The 21,656-nt window shown below is 62.8% G+C and carries 18 protein-coding genes, 1 other RNA gene and 1 pseudogene; 8 read left to right on the top strand and 12 right to left on the bottom strand.

Annotated features, from left to right (window positions below; genetic code table 11):
• Positions 1 to 41 precede the first annotated feature (41 nt).
• The gene (locus HMPREF1531_RS05985) at positions 42 to 2,552 is read right to left on the bottom strand and encodes a DNA polymerase III subunit gamma and tau (RefSeq protein WP_016669033.1); all 2,511 of its coding nucleotides are present in this window, start codon (positions 2,550 to 2,552) and stop codon (positions 42 to 44) included.
• A 125-nt stretch (positions 2,553 to 2,677) separates the two neighbouring features.
• On the opposite strand from HMPREF1531_RS05985, the gene HMPREF1531_RS05980 reads away from it, so the two are divergent.
• On the top strand, positions 2,678 to 4,021 hold the full coding sequence (locus HMPREF1531_RS05980; protein WP_016669032.1) for a hypothetical protein: 1,344 nt from the start codon (positions 2,678 to 2,680) through the stop codon (positions 4,019 to 4,021).
• 24 nt (positions 4,022 to 4,045) lie between these two features.
• Here HMPREF1531_RS05980 and HMPREF1531_RS05975 read toward each other — a convergent pair whose 3' ends face one another.
• The 7 genes from HMPREF1531_RS05975 to HMPREF1531_RS05950 form a co-directional block, all read right to left on the bottom strand.
• Positions 4,046 to 5,101, bottom strand: a complete 1,056-nt coding sequence (locus tag HMPREF1531_RS05975) for a hypothetical protein (RefSeq protein ID WP_016669031.1) — start codon at positions 5,099 to 5,101, stop codon at positions 4,046 to 4,048.
• A complete protein-coding gene (locus HMPREF1531_RS05970; protein WP_016669030.1) occupies positions 5,098 to 5,439 on the bottom strand; it encodes a hypothetical protein in 342 nt (113 codons plus the stop codon). The genes HMPREF1531_RS05975 and HMPREF1531_RS05970 overlap by 4 nt, the downstream gene beginning before the upstream one ends.
• Before the next feature lie 2 nt (positions 5,440 to 5,441).
• Positions 5,442 to 6,347, bottom strand: coding sequence for a hypothetical protein (locus HMPREF1531_RS05965; protein ID WP_156860192.1), 906 nt, complete (start codon positions 6,345 to 6,347; stop codon positions 5,442 to 5,444).
• Between the two features lie 95 nt (positions 6,348 to 6,442).
• An RNA gene (ffs, locus tag HMPREF1531_RS13220) (signal recognition particle sRNA small type) lies at positions 6,443 to 6,539 on the bottom strand.
• Between the two features lie 5 nt (positions 6,540 to 6,544).
• Complete coding sequence (locus HMPREF1531_RS05960) at positions 6,545 to 7,477, bottom strand: universal stress protein (protein WP_016669028.1); 933 nt, start codon at positions 7,475 to 7,477, stop codon at positions 6,545 to 6,547.
• 170 nt (positions 7,478 to 7,647) lie between these two features.
• The gene (locus HMPREF1531_RS05955) at positions 7,648 to 8,340 is read right to left on the bottom strand and encodes a response regulator transcription factor (RefSeq protein WP_016669027.1); all 693 of its coding nucleotides are present in this window, start codon (positions 8,338 to 8,340) and stop codon (positions 7,648 to 7,650) included.
• A complete protein-coding gene (locus HMPREF1531_RS05950; protein ID WP_016669026.1) occupies positions 8,337 to 9,065 on the bottom strand; it encodes a sensor histidine kinase in 729 nt (242 codons plus the stop codon). Before HMPREF1531_RS05950 ends, HMPREF1531_RS05955 begins: the two co-directional genes overlap by 4 nt.
• Before the next feature lie 117 nt (positions 9,066 to 9,182).
• Here HMPREF1531_RS05950 and HMPREF1531_RS05945 point away from each other — a divergent pair, with 117 nt between their 5' ends.
• The 3 genes from HMPREF1531_RS05945 (at position 9,183) to HMPREF1531_RS12865 (ending at position 12,277) form a co-directional block, all read left to right on the top strand.
• The gene (locus HMPREF1531_RS05945) at positions 9,183 to 9,929 is read left to right on the top strand and encodes an ABC transporter ATP-binding protein (RefSeq protein WP_016669025.1); all 747 of its coding nucleotides are present in this window, start codon (positions 9,183 to 9,185) and stop codon (positions 9,927 to 9,929) included.
• Positions 9,926 to 11,374 (top strand): FtsX-like permease family protein, encoded by a 1,449-nt coding sequence (locus HMPREF1531_RS05940; RefSeq protein WP_016669024.1) that lies wholly within the window; start codon positions 9,926 to 9,928, stop codon positions 11,372 to 11,374. Before HMPREF1531_RS05945 ends, HMPREF1531_RS05940 begins: the two co-directional genes overlap by 4 nt.
• Positions 11,375 to 11,572: 198 nt before the next feature.
• Positions 11,573 to 12,277: a TetR/AcrR family transcriptional regulator gene (locus HMPREF1531_RS12865; protein WP_016669023.1), complete on the top strand. Its 705-nt coding sequence runs from the start codon at positions 11,573 to 11,575 to the stop codon at positions 12,275 to 12,277.
• Positions 12,278 to 12,340: 63 nt separating this feature from the next.
• Here the strand turns inward: HMPREF1531_RS12865 and HMPREF1531_RS05930 are convergent, their stop codons facing one another.
• The 3 genes and pseudogenes from HMPREF1531_RS05930 to HMPREF1531_RS05925 all read right to left on the bottom strand — a co-directional run.
• Complete coding sequence (locus tag HMPREF1531_RS05930; protein WP_016669022.1) at positions 12,341 to 14,836, bottom strand: cobyrinate a,c-diamide synthase; 2,496 nt, start codon at positions 14,834 to 14,836, stop codon at positions 12,341 to 12,343.
• A gap of 1 nt (position 14,837) precedes the next feature.
• Positions 14,838 to 15,416, bottom strand: coding sequence for a cob(I)yrinic acid a,c-diamide adenosyltransferase (cobO, locus tag HMPREF1531_RS13885; RefSeq protein WP_442852411.1), 579 nt, complete (start codon positions 15,414 to 15,416; stop codon positions 14,838 to 14,840).
• Between the two features lie 111 nt (positions 15,417 to 15,527).
• Positions 15,528 to 16,967: pseudogene (locus tag HMPREF1531_RS05925) on the bottom strand (cobyric acid synthase); the annotation flags it as partial.
• A gap of 269 nt (positions 16,968 to 17,236) precedes the next feature.
• On the opposite strand from HMPREF1531_RS05925, the gene HMPREF1531_RS05920 reads away from it, so the two are divergent.
• A complete protein-coding gene (locus HMPREF1531_RS05920) occupies positions 17,237 to 17,953 on the top strand; it encodes a cobalt-precorrin-6A reductase (RefSeq protein ID WP_036897343.1) in 717 nt (238 codons plus the stop codon).
• A 62-nt stretch (positions 17,954 to 18,015) separates the two neighbouring features.
• On the opposite strand, the gene cobA is transcribed toward HMPREF1531_RS05920, so the two are convergent.
• Positions 18,016 to 18,765 (bottom strand): uroporphyrinogen-III C-methyltransferase, encoded by a 750-nt coding sequence (cobA, locus tag HMPREF1531_RS05915; protein WP_016669019.1) that lies wholly within the window; start codon positions 18,763 to 18,765, stop codon positions 18,016 to 18,018.
• Between the two features lie 45 nt (positions 18,766 to 18,810).
• Between cobA and cbiT the strand changes: the two genes are divergently transcribed.
• The 3 genes from cbiT to HMPREF1531_RS05900 all read left to right on the top strand — a co-directional run bounded on the left by cbiT (position 18,811) and on the right by HMPREF1531_RS05900 (position 21,592).
• Positions 18,811 to 19,470 carry a precorrin-6Y C5,15-methyltransferase (decarboxylating) subunit CbiT gene (cbiT, locus tag HMPREF1531_RS05910; protein ID WP_016669018.1) on the top strand — a complete coding sequence of 220 codons (660 nt, stop codon included), beginning with the start codon at positions 18,811 to 18,813 and terminating at the stop codon, positions 19,468 to 19,470.
• A gap of 239 nt (positions 19,471 to 19,709) precedes the next feature.
• Complete coding sequence (locus HMPREF1531_RS05905; protein ID WP_036898501.1) at positions 19,710 to 20,360, top strand: precorrin-8X methylmutase; 651 nt, start codon at positions 19,710 to 19,712, stop codon at positions 20,358 to 20,360.
• The gene (locus tag HMPREF1531_RS05900; protein WP_016669016.1) at positions 20,357 to 21,592 is read left to right on the top strand and encodes a cobalt-precorrin-5B (C(1))-methyltransferase; all 1,236 of its coding nucleotides are present in this window, start codon (positions 20,357 to 20,359) and stop codon (positions 21,590 to 21,592) included. The genes HMPREF1531_RS05905 and HMPREF1531_RS05900 overlap by 4 nt, the downstream gene beginning before the upstream one ends.
• Positions 21,593 to 21,656 lie beyond the last annotated feature (64 nt).

The following is a 21,656-nucleotide window of genomic DNA, read 5'->3' as shown; positions in this document are numbered from 1 at the left end:
TTCAGGGAACATGGATGGTCCTTTCTGTTCGATGGCCCAGATCAGGACCGTTCGTTTTCCTCAATAATGTGTGCTCCCAGTTCCCTAGCCAACAATTCGGCGGCATCGGTTTCCGAATCGTCGATGACGATGTCATCGGGAGCCACCTCCTCGTAGGGGTCGTCCTCCGGTTCCGGGACTGGATCAGGAACATGGGCGGGAGCATGCCGGGACTCGTGCGGGGCCGAAGGTGTACCAGCGGGACGCTGCTGGGCAGGAATTTGCTGCCCAGGGGTCGGTGGGACAGCTGAGCGTTGGGTCGTGTGGGTGGGTTGAGTGGCGGGTGAGGAGGTAGCTTGCGCCACCGCCCGGGTCTCCTCACGGGACGGCCCGCCGTCCACTGAGGCCGTGATCCGCAGGTCGACGCCGATGACCTCGACGATGGAAGCTCGCAGCACGTCAGCCGAACCGCCACCATTGAACCGCTCCAGAGTGCCGGGGGAGCTGAAACCGAGCAACAACTCCCCAGCACGCACCTCGACGACGTGGGCATTCTGGGAGACCAGCGCGTGGGTGAACCGCTTACGCGCCTTCACCTCCTCAAGCACCTGGGCCCACAGCCGGCGGACGTCGGCGGTACCCGGACCACCCGAGGAACCCAGAGTTGCCGGATGCTCGGTTGGCTGTGGATCCTGCTGCGCGACCTTCCGCAGTTTGGCTGTTTCAACGGTGTGCCCATCTTCGGGGCGCACCGGAACTTCCCGGGATTCCTCAGGGGTCGATACGGGTGCTGAGGGCTGAGTCACAAGGTGCTGCGGAGTGGATCGGCTGCCAGATGCCCCACCCATCTGCTGCACCATCGTTACGGGTTCGTCCTGATCTCGGCTCACTGATCCGGCAGGAGCATCGGTGGGCTGCCCAGAGGCTGCCAGGACGGCAGCAGGTAGTGGCCCTCCCATCTCGAGGCGGCGTTCCAGCCGGTCGAGGCGGGCATGCACCCCACGGTCGCCGACATCAGATGTGGGCAGCAACACCCTGGAGCAGATCAATTCCAGGTGCAGGCGCGGGGCCGTGGTACCCCTCATCTGGACCAGACCCGCGGCGATCACCTCGGCAGCCCGGGTCAGTTCCCCCGGCCCCATTGCCGCGGCCTGCCCACGCAGGCGCTCCGCCTGGTCGTCGGCGACATCAATGAGCCGGGATTCGATGGCATCGGGCACCTGGGCGACGATCACCAAGTCGCGCATCCGCTCCAGCAAGTCCTCGGCGAACCTGCGCGGATCTTGTCCGGTCTCAATGACTTTGTCGATGGTGGCGAAGACTCCACGTCCGTCACCCGCAGCGAAGGCATCGACGACGCCGTCGAGCAGGCTATCGGGGGTGTAACCGAGCAGCCCGGCAGCCGCGGTGGCCGTGACTATCCCGTGGTCGGCTGCTCCCAGCAGTTGGTCGAGCACTGACAACGAGTCACGCACCGAACCGGCCCCGGCACGCACCACCAGCGGCAGCACACCCCGCTCAACCTGCACGCCCTCGTCATGGCAGATCTGTTCTAGGTATTCGCTCAGCACACGGGGGGGAACCAGACGGAACGGGTAGTGGTGGGTACGCGAGCGGATAGTACCGATGACCTTCTCGGGCTCGGTCGTCGCGAAGATGAATTTGACGTGCTCCGGAGGCTCCTCGACCACCTTCAGCAGGGCATTGAAGCCCTCCTTGGTAACCATGTGGGCTTCGTCGATGATGTAGATCTTGTAACGGGAACCGACCGGAGCGAAATAGACCCCCTCACGTAATTCCCGTGCGTCATCAACCCGGCCATGGGAAGCGGCATCGATCTCGATGACGTCGATTGATCCGGGGCCACCGGTGGCCAGGGCAACACAGGAATCGCACACCCCACACGGTGTGGGGGTGGGCCCCTGCTCGCAGTTGAGACAGCGGGCCAAGATACGTGCCGAAGTAGTCTTGCCGCAGCCGCGAGGCCCGGAGAACAGATAGGCGTGGTTGACCTTGTTGTTGGCGATGGCGCGCATCAACGGTTCGGTGACGTGTTCCTGGCCGATGACCTCGGTGAAGGTATCGGGACGGTAGCGCCGGTAGAGGGCCAGTGGAACCCCGCCGTCACCAGGCAAACCGCCCTCGCCGGTGGCCCACTGGTCGGCTGGCATGCCCGAGGTTGCAGGCATCTGCGCTGTCACAGCATCTGGCACCGGGGTTATGGAAGCAGGCTCATCGGCCAGTTCCTCTGGACCGGTTTCCTCGTCGATGTCGGCCCCTGCGACTGCGAAGACTGGCTCAACCTCACCATCTGCGTCTGAGGAACCATCGGCATCAGGGTCGTCGTCCTCGTCGGCCAGGGCCGCTGCCTCGATCACCGAATCGGGATCGACCTCACCGTCCACCACCGGATCCTCGGCGATGCCCTCATCAGATGCAATGTCGCAAGGTGGGATAGGTGGGGGAAGTTCCTCACCGAAGAGATCGACCCCACCCTGGACGAATTCGAGCGCATCAAAGGCGTCGGGCTCGTCATCAGGATTCAGAAGGTCAGGTTCGTCAGCCACGAACACAGACTAGTTGGTCACACCGACTGTGGCATCGTGGGCGAAACATGCCGCGGTAGGCCGGGAGCCGGGCACCGGCGAAACTCCCGTCCGTCCCACATGCTGGGTAGGGTGAGCGCGGAGGTGCAGCAATGGACAACATCACGAGGAGAACGATTCTGGGGCTATGCGCAGCGGCGGGTCTCGCGGCATGCCAGACGAACAGATCCGCGCCGACCCCGGTCAATGCACCCCCCAATCCCTTCGATGACTTCTACGACAAATCCTTCCGGTTGAGTGAGCTCTCCGCCGATCCGATCCCCGCAGTGTCCCGCCCCGAGGTGTCAGCCGGACTGGGCGACGCAGTCATCGACCCGACCTATGCGACCCGCATCTACCGGATAACCGCTGCAACCCCGGAGTCGGGAGCCTGGCTACGTCACGAGTACTCACGCCGACAGGTGTTCAACGCCGACAACAGCAGATTCTTGGCCCAGGGCGAGAACGGCAGCTGGAGCCTGCACGACGCCACGACCTTCGAGCGCATCCGGGTGCTGGAGCGTCTGGAGGGCGACTGTGAACCGCTGTGGGATCCACATGACCCCGCCCGGTTCATCCACACCGCACGCAACGGAGCCACCACGTGGTGGGACCAGGATGGCAATGTCGTGCTCGACCTGGCCGGCAAGACTCCGTGGGGCGATGCGACATCGTTTTGGACCAAAGGTGAGGGCGGGCTCAGCGCCGACGGGCGCCGCCTGGCCCTGATGGCGACACGCTACGACGAGGCCACCCAGAAGAACTCCTGTTTCGGCATCGTCACCGTTGACCCAACCATCGGGAAAGTGATCGGGACCCTAGATGCACAAGACTTCCCCACTCCAGGCGCTTTCCCCGATCATGTGAGCATCGCCCCAAGCGGGAAGCGGGTGGTGGTTTCCTGGTTGGCCGGGCAGGGTGGCACCGTCGCCTACGACGAAAAGTTCAAGGATCAACGTCGGCTGATCGACGCGTCCGAGCACTCCGACCTGGCGATCGGGGCCGCAGGTGAAGATCTGCTGGTCGTCGCCGACTACGGTGCGGGACAGATCACCGCCATCAATGTGGAGAACGGCGAACGCACCAACCTGCACACCCTCTACCCAGCCTCAGGGGAGGCCTATGCCTGTCACATCAGCGGCCAGTGCTTCGACCGCCCAGGCTGGGTGGTGGTCTCCAGTTACGCAGACCACACCGATTCAGCACCCGAACAACCGGCCCCAACGCTGCGCCCAGAATACCGCAAGGTATGGCTATTGGAGTTGCGGGCGGGCGGCAGGGCATTGAATGTGGCCCACATTCACGCCAATTGGGATGACGTGAGCGGCGATTCCTATTTCCTGGAACCGCATGCGAGCGCCTCCCGCGACCTGAGCCGCATCGTTTTCGCCTCCAACTGGGGTGGTGGGGAGATCAACGATTACCTGGTCGGCCTGCCCAGCTGGGTACTGGACTGAGTTCTAGGGCAAAGGCCAGTATCCTTAGGGCATTTGCTTCACGTCACCAACCTGGTTTCGGGCCTGCTCGGCAGAAGCTTCCCCGTGCTCAGCATTGGTCACTGTCGTGTTCCCTATCTGAACATACCTGTTGACATCATCTACGTGACTATTGGCGTTGTCAAGGGGAAGTCGGGCACCCGCTTCAGGGCTAACCATCCCAGGAAATTTCGGGCGCTGTCCGCCGACATCATCGAGTCCTTTATAGCCTATGTTCTCCAGCCTCTTCCCCAGTTTTGCCAACTGGTCTGCGAGCTTATCCGTGACGCTTGACAGCGTGTCCCCTGCGCCGTCCATTGCTCGGCCGCTCTTTCCAAGCTTTCGCAGCAGATCAGAAACCTTTCTCACCAACTCCGACAATTTCTTGGAAAACTTGCTGAACACAATCGCCATCTTCGCAGTGAACCACGCAGTGAAGGCCGCAATGGCCGTCCCAAGGGTCGGAATCGAAGCGGCCAAAGTGAGGAGAGCGTTCTTGATCACTTCCGTCAGAACTTCTTTCAGCAGGATCCACAAAATTTCGCGCACGATGGCAACCACCGCGCCAACCATTTGCATGAATCCGGCAACACTTCCCAAACTTTTTGCAAGCATTTGAAAGAAGTCACGAACCCCACGTGCCGTACTTCGGTAAAGATTAGCCTGCGGACACTTCCATGAATCGACATTCGCAATCATGTCCACGTAATTGTTCCCAAGATTTACGACAATATTTCCCCAGTCGATCCATCTTTGTGAACTCGAATAGATCCCATCCGGGTCCCCCGCGAGCATGTTCAGTGCTTCATTCAGCGGCTTCACATGTTCAAGGATCAATGATTTCAAACAGTCCAGTGCTGCACCAATGATAGCCCCGAGCGGATCCAAGACGGTCGTCAGGATATCCATCCCCGCATTGAGAACGGAGGTTGCATCACCAAAATTGAAATGACCATTGCCCAACTCTTTGCTCGCATCAGCGATCGCTGAGTAGATCGGAACGTTCATCTTCGCGCCGCCAGCCGTGACGTCGGGCAGCGCAAAAGTATTATTGTCATTCATGCCCGCGCCCCTCCAATTCCTGAGAGCATATCTTGAATATTCTTCGCTTCAGCAACATTCGCTTCCTCCGTCTGTTGATAGTCATCGGCCGTACCGGACAGATTGCCGCCGATACCCTCCACAAGATCAGCGACCCGGTCGACCATTTTCTCAGCACTCAAGAGCATCACCGATAACCCAGCACACACCATCGGGCCAACGAACATGCCATACATCTGAGCCTGATCAGCACTAGCGCTGGAAATTTCACCACTCATGGTGTGGACATCGCCCGCCAAATTGCCAACCGCGCTTGCATGGTCACGCAAATCGGCAACATTCACTTCAAAATCTTGCACTTTCACTCCTTCTCGTTTGCCAGCGCAACACGATCCTGCTGATTCTTGAACTCATCGTGCGCTTTTTGCAGCACCGAGTACGCTGGGTTTTCCGAATCTGGTTCCATCACCGCCACAAGCCCAAGAGCCTCGGTGCTGGCCTTAACACAAGCAGTGGAATACAGCTTGAGAAACTCCTTGGACAGCTCATTCGCACCGGCGTCCCCGAATCGTGGCCGAAAGACGACGTCAATCAGCTTCCCATGACCACTAACAACAACACTCAGATGAGAATTAGACTCCGTCACCTCGATCTGTTCAAGACGCTGAGCAAGTCCTTTCGCCTGATCCTGAATTCTGGCAATCTCCGCCTCGAACTCAGCTTGGGCCGTATGCGGATTGATCCGATTGTTCGGATCCCAGCCGGGAACGTCATCAAACAGGTCATCGAACGAGAAACTGTCACTATCATCGACCTGAATGTTGTTCTCCACCCACGCTAGAAGTTGCTCGTCAGTAAGATTTCCTGCCTGTACCCCACCAGCCCGGTCACGCTCTGTGGTTCCAGGTTCCTCATCATCTGTTATCGCGACCGATACATGGGCGCGGATGCCCGCCGCTAACTCCTCGTTGCCGGTGATACGGGCAACTCGATTGGCCAATCCGGAAGTGGCTTTCGATTCGAGTTCGGCGCATGCGGCCAACAGCTTCTCTCGCAGAGCCGTCGGCGCGGTGCGAAGCGCTCTGTCGGTGAAGGTCAGTTCGGTGATCTGAGTCGCTCCTTGGAGCTTGAGACAGAACTCGGGGCACTCCTTGGTTGACGCCGACTGAACGAGTGCTGCGGTGAGCTCCTCGCTCTGCGCCTGGAGCCGTTCAGACACGGCGTTCAGTTCATCAATCACGCGTTGGAAATCAGGAACTTGAGTCACATTGAGAACACTAGCCCCACCGATTCGGCGCCGGATCGTCTCGGAAGCTCATCTTCGGGGCGCAACCACCTGAGCTTGGATACTCACTTAGGACGAAAAGGGGCTCCCCGCGCACCCGACAGAGCTCACTTACCCTTGCTACCTTCCGGTCCTGGGGGAGTTAGGCGAGATGCCGCCGCACGGGGAACCTTCACCCATCATATGTGCTCGGGGCCGTCTGGCACCAACTCGGTGGAGTGAGTGACCACCACCGGGCACAGCGCCTCGCGCAGCACCTGCTTGGAGGTGGATCCCAACAACAGGCCCTTGAACCCACCCCGGCCACGGGAACCGACGACCATCAGGCCCATCCCCTTCGAGGCCTCAACCAGGGCAACCCCAGGACGCCCACGCTTGATCCGGGTCTCCACTTGCACGTCGGGGAACTGAGCCTTCTCCGGAGCCAGCATTTCATCGACCATCTGCTGACACTCGGCGGTGATCGACTCCATCGCAGCTGCCCAGATGTCGGCATTGAAGGCATCGTAGGGCCCGATGTCCCAGGAGTTGATGACGATCAACGGTACCCTGCGGGCGTTGGCCACCTCGAAACCGAGGTGTAGGGCAACCTTTGCCTGGGCAGAATCGTCGACGCCTACCACCACCGGGCCATCCGGGGTGATCTCGGCAAAATCAGAGATCACGGTGATCGGCCCGCGAGCGTGGGCGGTCACCGCATCAGATGTGCCACCGAGTACCTTCACCGAGACGGGGGCGCTCTGCCCACGGGCCCCGACGACGACCATCGCGGCCTGCTTGGATGCCTGGGCCAGCACATGGGATGCATGGCCGTGTACGAGCTGGCCACTCACCACTACACCGGGAAAACGCTGCATGACCTCAGCGACCCGCGCATTCAGACGTTCCTGGGCCGCCTTGGTGTACGCCTCCACATAGGCGACGCCATCATGGATACGAGAGGCCGCTGAGGTACGGCCCGGTAGGGGCATCTCCGGGATGACATTGACGATCACGAGTTCCAGACCGCGGGCCACCGCACGATCTGCGGCGTAGTCAATGGCCTTGGTCGCCCGGTCCGATCCATCGGTACCGACGACGATCTTTCCTGCGATATTGGTTGCGGTAGCCATGACGGCCTCCTTCGACGACTTCATCGGTGTCCGAATGGTTGTCACCAAGCCTAGTGCCCAGCGGCGACGTAAGTGCGATCCCCGCGCGGTATAGGGCTGGCCCATCACACTTGGCCCATGGGAAGACAAACTCGCCCACGGCGGAAAACCCGGAGCGCTGCCGGGATAGATCAATTCGACTGAGACAGAAAGGCGAGGATCGCACGGACCCGGCGATTCTCCTCGTCAGGCGCCAGGCCGAGTTTGGCGAAGATATTCGACACGTGCTTGGCCACCGCGGCGCTGGAGAGCACGAGCCGCCCGGCGATCTGTGAATTGGACTCTCCGCGAGCCATCAACTCCAGCACCTCAAGTTCCCGCCGGGTCAGCTCGCCAAGCCCGCTACGAGAGGTCATCATCATTGCCCGGGCAACCTCCGGGTCAATGACCACCCCGCCGCTAATCACCAGCCGCAGCGAGTCGATGAAATCAACCACCTGGGAGACCCGGTCCTTCAGCAAGTATCCCGATCCACCCGATTCCACAGGGTTGGGCAAAGCGAATAGTTGCTGGGCATAAACCGGGGCCACGTACTGGGAAAGCACCATCACCGACAGCCTGGGGTGAGCCGTCTTCAGGTCCAAGGCTGTCACCAGCCCGTCGTTGGACATCGTCGGGGGCATCCGCACGTCGGTGAGTAGGCAGTCGGGCGCATCGCCACTCTCGATCATCGCGGTCACCGTCTGGCGGACGGCATCGGCCCGGGACTCGGTGGCGACGATGTCGAATCCCTGGCGTTGCAGAAGTCCGACCAGGCCCTCACGCAACAGGGCGGAATCATCGGCCACCACCAGCCGGGGCCGCGCGGCGTTGGTGTCATTCACAGGTTCACTCCGGATTCTCCCCGGTGCAACAGCACCGGAATGGTTGCGATGAGTTGGGTTGGGCCACCTGGCGGGGAAGTGAGGGAGAGCCTCCCACCAAAGGTGGCGAGCCGTTCTACCATCCCGGCAAGACCATGGCCGGGAATGATCCGTGCCCCGCCGGGCCCTTCGTCGAGGACGGATATCCGCAGATCCTGGTCAGCACTGAGCAGAACGGTCACAGGGATTCCCGGGACATGCTTCGCAGCATTAGTGATTGCCTCGCACACGAAGAAATAACCGACGGCAAGCACCCCTTCAGGCAGTTTTGGCAGCGGATTGGGGCACACAATCCGCACCGGATTTGCCGCGGTGGTGGCGACATCGCCCAGCGCGGCTTCCAAGCCCCGCTCACCCAGCACCTGGGGATGGATGCCACGCACCGTGCGGCGTAGAGCCGACAGTCCATCGGAAAGTGCTTTCCCTGCCTCGGTGAGCAGGACTGCGAGCTCTGGATCGGAACGCACGGCAGGCGAGAGCTGGGCCTCCCCCAACTTCATGGATGCGGCCACCAGATATTGCTGGGCACCGTCGTGCAAATCCCGTTCGATGCGCCGACGCTCGATCTCGTAGGCCTCGACGATCACTCGCCGGGAATTCGTCAGCCGCTCAATGGTGCGTGCAGCATCCTCCTCCCCAGCAGGCATCCAGGCCGGCGGGATCTGCTTGTGTCGCCCAAACAGCACACCGTAAATCTATCCCCACTCTCCACCTGAGACGAACCGATCGGGTAGCGCTGGCACTACCCACAAATCATCCCCAGCACTGTGCCGCACCAGACGTCATCCCGGTTGGATGAAGCCATGAACACAACCACCGCAACCCAGCCTGTACTTCAGACCCACGACATCACCAAGTCCTTCGGCCAAGTCCCTGCCCTGCGCGGAGTCTCGCTGACGGTCGGAGCCGGCGAATCGGTGGCCATCATGGGCCCATCCGGTTCCGGCAAGTCCACTCTCCTGCACTGCCTGTCTGGTGTCCTCACCCCCGAGATCGGTCAGGTCAGCTTCTGCGGTGAAGAGATCTCCTCAATGAGCGATCGGCGGCGTTCCCACCTGCGTCTGGCAAATGCTGGCTTCGTCTTCCAGGACGGCCAGCTGATTCCCGAGCTCAGCGCCCGGGAGAACATCGCCCTGCCCCTCATGCTCACCGGCACCAAAAAGTCGAAGGCATTCGCTGCAGCCGACGAGGTAATCGGACGGATCGGCCTGATCGACCTGCGCAACCGTCGCCCCGGCGATATGTCCGGCGGCCAGGCACAGCGCATCGCCATCGCCCGGGCCATGGTGGCCCGTCCCAAGGTGATCTTCGCCGACGAGCCCTCCGGCGCTCTTGATCAGGCCACCGGCCACGAAGTCATTCAGTTGCTCACCACCACCGCCCGGATGGCCGGCACCACCCTGGTGATGGTGACCCACGACATCAACGTCGCCCGCTGGTGCGCGCGGCTGGTAGAGATCCGCGACGGGCTGGTGCACTCCGATCGTCGCCTAGACATCGAATCCTCCAAGAACAACAACACCCCGATCCATGAGGAGGTCATGCTGTGAGCACCACCCTCGTCGCCCCGCCCCGCGCCCAAGGACTCGGCTCCCTGGCTCTGCAACTGACCCGTGCCAGATTCAGCAGCAAGGAGGGGGAATCCCTGTTGTGGGTATCCGCCGTCGGCGCCTACAGCATCGTGACGGCCACTGCCCTGACCGTGACCGCCGGAACAGTGATGTTCTGGAATCGCTGGAAGCACCCGCATGGTCTCATCGCCGAGGTGCTGGCCGCCGACTCAACCTTCGATGCCCTGCCCATGTTCTACTTCATCTTGGCCCTCATCGCCTGTGCTCTGGTCGTCCCCTCGGCAATTTCCCTCGCATCCGGAGCCGCGGTGCTCGGGGCGCGCGGTCGGGAGCGCCGCCTGGCGACGCTGCGGTTGCTGGGACTGTCTTCGAGTGATGTCACAAACATGACCTTGGTGGACACCATGATCCAGGCCAGCATCGGCGCCCTCATCGGAGCCGTCATCTACTGGTGCACCCACGGCCTATGGGTCAACCTGGAGATGCTCGGCATGGCCATCACCGCCGATGAAATGACCCTTTCCTGGTGGATGGCGCTGCTGGTCTGCGCCGCGGTGGTGCTGCTGGGCCTATTCTCCTCATGGCGCGGCCTGCGCCAGGTGCGGATTTCCCCGCTGGGTGTCGCACGGCTCTCCTCCCGCCCAGCCATCAGCTGGTGGCGGATGGTCGCCTTCGCCGCGATCCTGGTGTTCGGCGGAATCATCTGGTCCTCCTTCGACCCCAAAGCCGGCACCGGACAGCTGCTGATCACGATCGCCGTCCTCATGGTCTTGGTCCAGTCGCTCAACATCGTCGGCCCACTGATCCTGCAGCAGATCTCCAAGCTCTTCGCAGCACTACCTACCCCCACCCTCATCTGGGCCGCCCGTCGCATTGAAACCTCGCCGAAGGCCACGTGGCAGCGGGTCTCCGGGCTCTCCTTGCTGTCGCTGATCGGTGGCTTCGTCGCCATCATGCCGATCGCCATCGACTCCTCATCAGCGACCGGCCCCGCAGCGACCCTCACGGAGGCCGCCCGCTGGGACTTCTCTAAGGGAACGGTCATCGTCTTGGCCTTCGGTCTGCTGCTCACTGCGGTATCGGTATTCGTCTCCCAGGCTTCGGGGGTCCTGGAGCGGGCAGAGCAGTCCCGCTCGATGCACAAGATGGGTGCCCCCGACGGTTTTTCAATGAAGGTCATGTGGGTCGAGACTCTCGGACCCTTCGCCCTCGCGATCATTCTCGGTCCGCTGATGGGCATGGGGCTGGCCTATCCGATGTACCAGTTTGCCGCCAGCCGAGGCTACGCACCGGAGGCCAGTACCGGGGTGCTCATCATGGCTGCAGTGTTGGTTTCCGGTCTCGTCCTCACGGTGGCGGCATTGGCCTTCTGTCATCCGCTGCACCACCGGATACTCACCATTCAAGAACGCGTAAACGATTGAAATTCAATAGAAAAAACCCGTGGGGGTATCGGCACGCAAGACCGGTATTCCCACGGCATGCACAACGGGCCCATCAAAAAGTCACCAACTGATTACAACCCTGTATCGGTCGCACTTTCCAAGGCGCGTCGCGAATGCATCAGAACATGTCTCTAACCTAGTCTCCCCAGTGGAAAGCCCCTGAGATGGAGACCCGACATGGATACACAGATCACTCGCCGTCGCGCAGAAACCCGGTCCAAGATCCTCGACGCCGCAATCGGTGTTTTCGCAGATCGCGGAGTGTTGGGAGCTAGTGTCGAGGAGATCTGTGAACGAGCTGGTTTCACCCGAGGCGCCTTCTACTCAAACTACTCCTCCAAGAACGAATTAGTAATCGCCATCCTCGAACTGGACCGTGACAACTCTGCCCAGGCCTTCGAGACGATGAGCAGCGAGGATGCAGCGCAAGTGATCGGTGAGCTGCTGGGCTCCCATGAGGGAGAGGTCACCCGCGAGTCGCTCCTGAAGTTCGCCACCGATTACTTCATGTCCCAGCAGAAGACCGACCGCGACTTCCTGCTTGTCTATCCCGAACTGCGGCTCTACGCGGCCCGCAATCCCGAAGTCCGTGACGCCTTCCTGAAGACCCACAAGCTGACGATGGAGGTGCTCAGCGCCCAGCTCGACCAAGTAGTCGAGTACTTCCAGATCTCGGTCACCATGCCCACCAGATCGTTTATCGAGAACATTGCTGGACTGTGGGATGTGATCATGCTGCACGCGGTAATGGAGATGACTCCGCGGATGAACTGCATCGCCGACCTGCCGCCAGAGGTCCTCGAGCGGGTATTGAAGCCGCTGTATGATTTCGTCTCCGGATGGGCAGTCGACGCTCCCCTGTTGCATCAAGACCAGGAATAAGGAAAGCGACCATAAGTCCTGACTGATCCGGTCAATTGAGACCTTGCCAACGGCAAACCGGCGTCATCCCAATACTCTGCGTAACGCTTGACCCAGGGCAGCCGACACCGCATCGTCGCGCACTGCGACGCGAATCCAGCCCGGACCCAGCCCGGGGAAGGTGTCCCCACGTCGCACCGCGAAACCATTTTCCGCGAGTCGCGCCACCGGGTCATCGCCAAGTGCCGAGGCATCCACCAAGATGAAGGGCGCACGGGACCCGGCCACCACCGACAGGCCGATATCGGTCAGGGTGCCGATCAACACCTCGCGTCGCGTAGCGGTCAGGGCACGTACCTGGGCAGCATGGTCTGCTGCTCGCGAGTCACCGATCAGCGACATGGCTCGCAGCGCCGGGGCCGACACCGGCCAGGGAGCCTGCAAGGCGCGTAGCCGCGCGATGAGCTCGGCGGGACCCACCAGGTATCCGGCGCGCAGCCCGGGGATGCCCCACATCTTCGTCACTGAGCGCACCACGAGGATGCCCTCCATAAACCGACAGATCAGCGAGGGTGCGTCGTCAACAAAATCCATGAAGGCCTCGTCGACGACCACGGTACGTCCAGGTCTGGCGAGAGAGGCGATCGTCTCAGCGGGGTGCAGCACCCCGGTGGGGTTCGTCGGATTGCCGACAACGACCAATTCCGCGGTACCGGGGATCTGCTGCGGGTCGAGGCGGAATCCGTCATCGGCACGCAGCAACACCCGGGAAACCTGATGGCCGGACGTCCGGGCTGCCTGCTCCGGTTCGGTGAACTGGGGATGGACAATGGTCGTCCGTCCGCCCGCAAAATACCGTGCGATGAGGGTGAAGGCATCGGCCCCTCCGGCGGTGCACAGCACCTGTTCCGGCCTCACCGCGTGGTGGGCAGCGAGTATGGCCTCGGTCGCGGCAGGGTCCGGGTAGGCGCCCCAGGCGGAGCGGTCCTCGACGATCTCATCAATCAGCCAGTCGGTCGACGGGTGGACGTTGACCGCCAGATCGACCAACCCGGGCGCGAGATCCCCATCGCCGTGGTGGCGCAGATCGGGTTCTGGGCGCCGCCCGGTGGTGGTGGCGATACGGACAGCAGCACGCCCACGGATGGCCCGGGCGTGAGCCCCGGCGACGAATCCGGCGACGATTCCCGGAGCCCCCACAGGATGAATGTGCTGGTAGCAGGCAAGCACATTGACCCCGACTAGTCCTTCGGTCTTGGTGGGGTTACCGGGAGATGAGACCTGCCAGGCCGCAGGCAAGGAGTCATCAAGCAAGGTGGTGGCGGTGCGATGGAACTCGTGGGAATTGACTTGCTCCCCCGCCCTGGTCATCAGGGAATCGGTGGTGGCAGTGAGGGTACGGTAGCCGAGGGTAAGCCGCGGGGTCATCGTGGCATCTATCGGCAGTGCACCAGCCATGTCCATGCCGTCCAGACGCCGGCACAGGTACAGCATCCCGGCGCATTCCGCCCATGTGGGCACCCCGTCGGCCACAGCACGACGGACCTCCTCTAGCAATGGCAGGTTCGCGGCCAGTTCTTCGGCGTAAATCTCGGGGAAGCCGCCACCCAGGTAGAGGCCGTGAACATCGCTGGGCAGATGTTCGTCGGTCATCGGGTCAAATTCGACGACCTCGGCCCCTGCGGCCCGGAACAGTTCGACAGTTTCGGCATAACGGAAAGTGAAAGCACGCCCGGCGGCAACCGCGATCCGGGTGCCCGGGTGCGGTACCGAACCGGCTTGCTGCAAGGCATCACGCAGATGACTGACGGGTGACCATGGAGTCACTTCCAGTTCGGGGGCGGCGGTGGCCACCCGGAGCACCGCATCGAGATCGACATGCTCGGCAACCAGGTATGCCGCGGCGTCGACCGCTGCCCGGGCTTGGTCGCGCTCCGCCGCGGGCACCAGGCCCAAGTGCCGCGAAGGCACCACAAGGTCGGTGGAGCGGGGAACGGCCCCCAGTACGGGCAGGCCGACGGCCTTGAAAGCGTCGCGCAGTTCACCGACAGCGCGGGCGGAGCCGCACTTGTTGATGATCACCCCGGCGATGTGGGGGGCCACCAGCCCGCCACCCAGCAGATCCCCGCTGCGGGCCAGCCCACCGACGGTGGCGGCCAAGGTACGAGAAACCCCGGTGGCGTCAGCAACCAGCACCACTGGTGAGCAGGTGAGGGACGCGACATGGGCGGTCGATCCGAAGCCACGCACTCCGTCAGTGACTCCGAGGCGGCCGTCGAGGAACCCCATCACTCCTTCGATGATCGACAGCTCGGCGGGGCCGTACTGGTCGTCGGGCAACAGTGCACCATGGGCGAGCAGCGGGGTGATGAGCTCGGTTCCACACAGCCAGGCATCCAAGTTGCGCCCCGGGTGGCCGGTGGCCAGCGTGTGATAGCCAGGGTCTATGTAGTCGGGACCCACCTTGAACGGGGCGACGCGATGCCCGGCTGCGGTGAGGGCACCCATCAACCCGATGGAGATGGTGGTCTTACCCGAGGAAGAGTTCGGTGCTGCAACAACGATGCGAGGAATTCTCATCTCACCACTCAATCCCGGCCTGCCCACGTTCACCCTTGTCGAAAGGATGTTTAATCTTGTCGAAGGTGGTCACCAGGTCGGCCGCGTCGATCAACTGCTGGGGGGCGTTGCGCCCGGTACACACCACGTGTACGTCCCCGCGTCCGTTCAGCACCTCGACGACCTCATCAACGTCGAGCCATCCCTTGTTGAGCACATGGTTGAATTCGTCGAGGATGATCAGTCGCTGCCCGCCATCGCTGAGACGCCGACGCACCAGTTCCCACCCCTCGCGCGCCAGCCGAGCCTGATCGGCTGTCTGTCCGGGACGCAGTTTGGTGCGTCCAGCCCCGAGGTTCACCCATTCGATCTCCCCGCCCACGCCGGTGAACCTGTGCTGCGCGGCGAGGGTGGTGAAAGCAAGGCGTTCCCCGGTTGGCCAACGGCCAGCCTTGATGAATTGAAAGATCCCGATATTCCATCCCTGCGCCCACCCGCGCAGACCGATGCCCATTGCTGCGGTGGTCTTGCCTTTGCCATCACCGGTGTGGACGATGAGCCGGGTAGAGTTCCGCTTCGACCAGGTGGTGGGTTGGGCGATGGAATGCGCTTCATCTGCAGATGAACCTGCACTGGTGGTCTTCGTATTGGTGTCAGACGGTTGTTTCTCGACGGCTTCGTGCCGCACACCGCGACGTCGCGCCTGGGCTGCGAGTTCCACCATGGTGTCCAGGTCGAGGTTCTCCTCGCAGGCATCTGCCAAGGTGTTGATCATGCGTTCCCGGGCTGCTGCATAACCCACCGCCGATTCGTCGGGGCGCCAGGGCGATCCGGTGACCTCAGCGACGTGCCGCAGGAACGCGAGCCGGAAAGCGTCGTTCTCTAAGGAACCGTGCAGCATGGTGCCGTACACCTCGCCGACCTGCCATCCGTCAAGGAAGGCGGTGGCCTGTCCGGTGCGGGTGCACTGACCGTGGTGTATCTCGTAACCGTGCACCTCATGACCGTTCCAGTGGTGGACGGATAGCTGGGTGGTCTTGGCGTCGGCGAAATCGACACGCACCGGCAACAGCCCCAGCCCGGGGACCTCACCGACCCCCGATTCGATGGTGTCGTTGATCACTTCGGCGAGCATCTGGTAGCCGCCGCACACCCCGAGTACCGGGCGCCCCGCCCGAACTCTCGTGGAAACAACCCCGTCAAGACCATGTTCTCGCAGCCAAGTGAGGTCGTGGACAGTGGACCGGGAGCCGGGCAGCACCAGCAGATCGGCCGCAGCCAGGAAGTGCGGGTCATCGGTCATTTCCACCTGCACCCCCACGGTGTGGGCCAGGGCCTCGACATCGGTGGCATTCGATATCCGCGGGAAGCGCACCACCCCGACCCGCAGGTCATTGACGCCGAGGGAGAGATCGGGTTGATTGCGCCACCGGTCCACCGATAGCGAGTCTTCCCCGTCGAGCCACACTCCACGCAACCACGGCAGCACCCCGAGATTACGCAACCCGGTCCGGGCCGACAGATCGTCCAGGCCTGGGGCGAGGATCGAGGCATCGCCACGAAATTTGTTGATCACATAGCCGACGAGCTGGGGACGGTCATCGTCGCGCACCAACCCCCAAGTGCCGAAGACCGAGGCTAGTATTCCACCCCGGTCGATGTCTCCGACGATGACGACCGGCAGATTGAACTCCCTAGCCAAACCCATGTTCACATAGTCCCCGTCGCGAAGATTCACCTCGGCAGGGGAACCAGCACCCTCGGTAATGACGATGTCGTGGGCAGCGGCGAGTTCCTCGTAGGCTGCGAAGGCGGCCTCGGCCAAGTGCTTTCGGCCAGTGGCGTATTGACCAGAGTCGAGTATCCCTCCGGGGCGCCCACGCAACACGATGAAGGAGCGACGATCGCTGCCGGGTTTGAGCAGCACCGGGTTGAGGGCTGAGGTGGGTTCTACCCCGGCGGCCATGGCCTGAAGGTACTGGGCCCGGCCGATCTCGGAGCCATCGGCACAGATCATCGAATTGTTCGACATGTTCTGCGCCTTGAATGGAGCCACGTCGAACCCACGACGACGTAATGCCCGGCAGATGCCCGTTGTCACCAGTGATTTGCCAGCATCGGATGAGGTGCCTGCAATGAGAAATCCGGTCATCGCAACTCCTGGTTGTGAAGGTGGGACGCAATTCGGCCCACCGTGGTGCGGATGGTGTGGGGTGAGTGGTCGGCTACATTCGCTGGGCGCGACGAAGCGGACCGGCCTGCCCCGTGGGTGGAGGTCGTCGGGTACATGCCCGGGACGGATGCGCAGGCCCCTGGGTAGCGGGCAGCCCGGGGGACCGAGAAAGCGGTGGGCTCATGCCTGGTGATAACCCCCGGTCCCGTGGCAAGAAGGCGGCAAGGTGCAGCGTCTATGGTGGTTGCGTGCGCATACTCCTGCTTGGCGGCACCGCCGATTCGCGTCATATCGCCGACGAGTTGACCGCTCGCGGCCATGAGGTGCTGGTCTCGATGGCAGGTCGCACCGCTGCGGCACGCGCCTCGGCCGCCCGGGTGGGAGGTTTCGGCGGGCCCGAGGGGTTGGCCGCTCACCTGACCGAGGAGCACACCGGAGCGGTCGTCGACGCCACCCATCCCTTCGCGGACCGGATGCACCACAATGCGGCCGCCGGATGTGCTGCCGCCAAGGTGCCGTTGATTCGTTTCGAGCGCCCAGGCTGGCGCACCCATCGATTTGCCGAAGAATGGGTGTGGGTCGGCTCCCACGCCGCGGCGGCAGGCGCCGCCGCAGGCCATCCGGGCACTAAGCTGCTCACCGTCGGTCGCCAACCACTTTCCCACTACTTGGAACTGCATCCAGTAGTGGCCCGCATCGCCGAGGCCGACGCAACAACGTACCCACCTGATTGGCAGATCTTGGAGGCCAGGGGGCCATTCGGTCTTGACGACGAACTGGACCTGCTTTCCAGCACCAATGCATCGGTACTGGTGACCAAGGATTCCGGGGGCGACTCGACCGCCGCGAAGCTCGACGCCGCACACCAGCTGCAGATTCCGGTGGTGATGGTCGCTCGTCCGGCCCCACCCGCGGGCGTGGTCACCGCGACCAGCATCGCCGAGGTGCTGGCTGCATTGGGCTGAGCGGGCGCGACCGCGCACCCCGGAACGATCACCAGGGTGCGGGATACGCAAGATGAAGGCACTCACGGCGAGGTGGGCAGTTCCAGGGCAGTGACCGCTCCGATGACCGTGATCGCCGGGGGCTGTATCCCTTCGGAGACGGCGAGTTCGGCGATCTGCCCGACGGGTGCCCGCCACACCTTCATCCGCGGCGAGGCCGCGTCGACAATGATGGCCGCCGGAGTCGCGGGATCGAGACCAGCCCCGGTGAGGGTGGCGACGATCTCGGTGAGGTATTCCACCCCCATCAACACGACGATGGTGGTGTTGGAGACTGCGACGGCCTCCCAGTTGGTGCGTGACTTGGGGTGGTCCGGAGGAAGGTGCCCGGAGACGACACTCACTCCCTGGATGACACCGCGATGGGTGACCGGGATACCAGCCAGGGAAGGAGCCGCGAATGCCGATGTCACACCAGGGATGACAGTCACCTCGACGCCTGCGGCCATGCAGGCTAGAGCCTCTTCGCCGCCGCGACCAAAGAGGTAGTTGTCACCGCCCTTGAACCGCACGACGTTGCGCCCTGCGCGAGCATAGGCGATGAGCATCTCATTGATCTTTTCCTGAGAGGTCTGTTCGCCCCGCGGAATCTTGCCGACGTCAATCAACTCAGCACCCTCGGGAGCCTCCTCCAATGCGGCGACCGGGGCCAGGTGGTCGTAGAGAATCACCTCTGCGGTGCGGATGGCACGCAGGCCTGCCACGGTCAGTAGGTCCGGATCGCCGGGACCGCCACCGACGAGGGTGACATGGCCTTGGTTCGTGGTGCTCATCGTTTCTCCTGATGTCGTTCGACCGCTGTCGAGTGATGCCTTCGGATGGGGATCGTAGAGCCGCTGCCGGGTACCCTGCCAGTTGTGAGCGACACGCAGTATCCCGACCTGACAGCCGAAGAGGTCACCGCACTCGGTGCGGTTCCCGGCCTTCCCGACGAGGCTTTCGAGCACGACGGGCTGATCACCAAACGCCATGTGCGGGCTTCGGCCTTCGCCTTCCTGCGCCCGCAGCCCGGCCAGCTGTTGTGGGACGTCGGCACGGGTTCGGGGGCCATGGCGATTGAGTGGTGCCGGGCGGCTGAACGAGCGACAGCAATCGGCCTGGAACGCAAGCAGGTACGCGCCGACCGGGCCCGTCGCAACATCGAACGGTTGGCGCCCGGGCTGGTCACCGTCGTGGACGGGGAGGCAGCCGAAACCTTGCTGGGGTTGCCGTCCCCGGATGCGGTATTCATCGGCGGCGGAGTGACCGACGGGGTGCTGAAAGGTTGCTGGGAAGCGCTGAAACCCGGCGGACGAATCGTGGCGCACGGGGTTACCTTGGAAACCGAGGCACTGCTGGCGGCCCAGTACCGCTCGCATGGCGGGACACTGAACCGGATCATGATCGATTCGGTGGACACCATCGGACGCTTCCTCAGCTGGTCACCGGCGCGACCGATCACCGCGTGGGCAGCGACGAAACCGGAAGCGGTGGGTTGAGGATACGATGGAGCCGTCGGCGAGCATCGCCCACGTCGGCCCATGATCTCTCCTTGAGATGGCGCGTCCCAATCAATCAACTGCACCCGGTGAGTCTCTGACTCCCGTGCCGCCGTCCCTCGGGGCGGTGACACGTCCACAGTGGCGCGACCGTGCCGGAGTTTCCCGGCTTCCTCAATCCGCGTGCTTGTGACATTCTAGACCCCATTCAGCAACCTGAAAGAGAGGCCGCAGTGACCGTGGAATACGAGTACCTCGTCGACGCCGGGAAAATCTACGAGGAGTCGTTCCGGATCATCCGCGAGGAATCCGACTTGTCGGAATTCCCCGACGATGTGATGCGAGTCGTCACCCGGATGATCCACGCCGCCGCCGATACGAAACTTCCCGAACTCATCAAGTTCACCCCCGGAGTCGTGAAAACGTGCCGCGATGCCCTGTGGAACGGCGCCCCGATCTTCTGCGATTCCCGGATGGTTGCCTCGGGTGTCATCCGTTCCCGGCTGCCCAAACAAAATGAGGTGGTCTGCCTGCTCGGCGACGAGCGACTGGCCGAGATCGCCAAACAGCACAACACCACCAAGACCGCTGCGGCGGTGGATCTGTGGGCACCGCGCCTGGAAGGTGCCGTCGTCGCAATCGGCAATGCCCCCACCGCCTTGTTCCGGCTGCTAGAAATCGTCCGCGACACTGGCGTGAAGCCCGCTGGTGTGGTGGGCATTCCGGTTGGTTTCGTTGGGGCTGCCGAGTCGAAACAAGCCCTGGTTGACAATCCCTACGGCTTGGAATACTTGGTGGTAAGCGGCCGTCGCGGAGGTTCGGCGATCACCTCGGCGGCGATCAACGCGATCTCCTCCACCGACGAGCGCACCAACGAGATCCGCAAGTGAGCGATCCGGCAGGGACCCCGGTGGACCACCGGACGACTTCCGAGGCCTCCGCTTCGGGGGTATTGGTTCCTGCCGAACCCAATGGACCCGCTCAGCTCGGGGTGGAACCCGGGGGTGGTTCCCAGGCGGGTGGGCGCCGCGGCCAGTTGGAATCCTCGAAACTTCGGCCCGGCTGGACGACGGGAGCCTGTGCCGCTGCGGGTGCCCGTGCAGCCTATGCAGCCTTGTTGACCGGCGAATTTCCCGATCCGGTGACAGTCGATCTGCCGCAGCACCGGTCACCCGCTTTCGCGCTGACCAAATACCGGTTGGATGAGGCTGGGTTTGCGGAGGTGTGCGTCACCAAGGACGCTGGTGATGATCCGGATGTGACTCACGGGGCGATCATCCGCACCCGGGTGTACCGGGGGTCGGCCGAGTCGGGAATCGTTTTCCGCGCCGGTCATGGGGTGGGGACGGTCACCCTGCCGGGGTTGCCGTTGGAAATCGGGCAGCCGGCCATCAATCCGATGCCGCGTGGCTACATCACCAGGAATCTGCGGGCAGCTGCGGGGCTCACCGATGGCGACCCAGACCCGGATGTGGTGGTCGAGGTGGGCGTCGACCATGGCGAGGAACTGGCCCGCAAGACGATGAATCCACGGCTGGGGATCATCGGCGGAATCTCGGTATTGGGCACCACCGGGGTGGTGGTCCCCTATTCGTGTGCGGCATGGATCGACTCGATCCGTCGCGGTGTGGACGTCGCGAAGGCGCTGGGGCACGACCACGTAGCCGGATGCACCGGCTCGACCTCGGAGAAGGTCGTCCGTTCGTTGTATGGGCTGCCGGAAACGTCCCTGCTGGATATGGGGGATTTCGTCGGTGCTGTGCTGACCTATCTGAAGAAGGTACCGCTGCCCAGGCTGACCATCTGTGGGGGTATAGGAAAGCTGGCGAAGCTGGCCGACGGGCATCTCGATCTGCACTCGGCGCGTTCCCGGGTCGACTTGGACTTCCTGGCCACTCTAGCGCGCGACAACGGTGCCTCCGACGAGGTGGTGGAAGTCATTCCTGCTTCCCAAACTGCCTTGGGCGCCTATAAGAAGGCGAAGGAGCTCGGATTCGATCTCGCGACCATGATCGCCGAGAAGGCCCGCCAAGAGGCCCTCGCGGTGTTGGCTGGAGCCCCAGTGGCAACCGACATCGTCGTCATCGACCGGGCAGGAAATATTGTGGGGCGCGCGGGCTGAGACCCTCCGGGCCGGGAAAGAACACGCATGGGCGGCGATCTGGCCGCATCCGCATATGAAAAGA

Source organism: Propionibacterium sp. oral taxon 192 str. F0372, assembly GCF_000413315.1.
Lineage (GTDB): Bacteria > Actinomycetota > Actinomycetes > Propionibacteriales > Propionibacteriaceae > Brooklawnia.
This window is presented reverse-complemented; position numbering and strand designations above follow the sequence as displayed.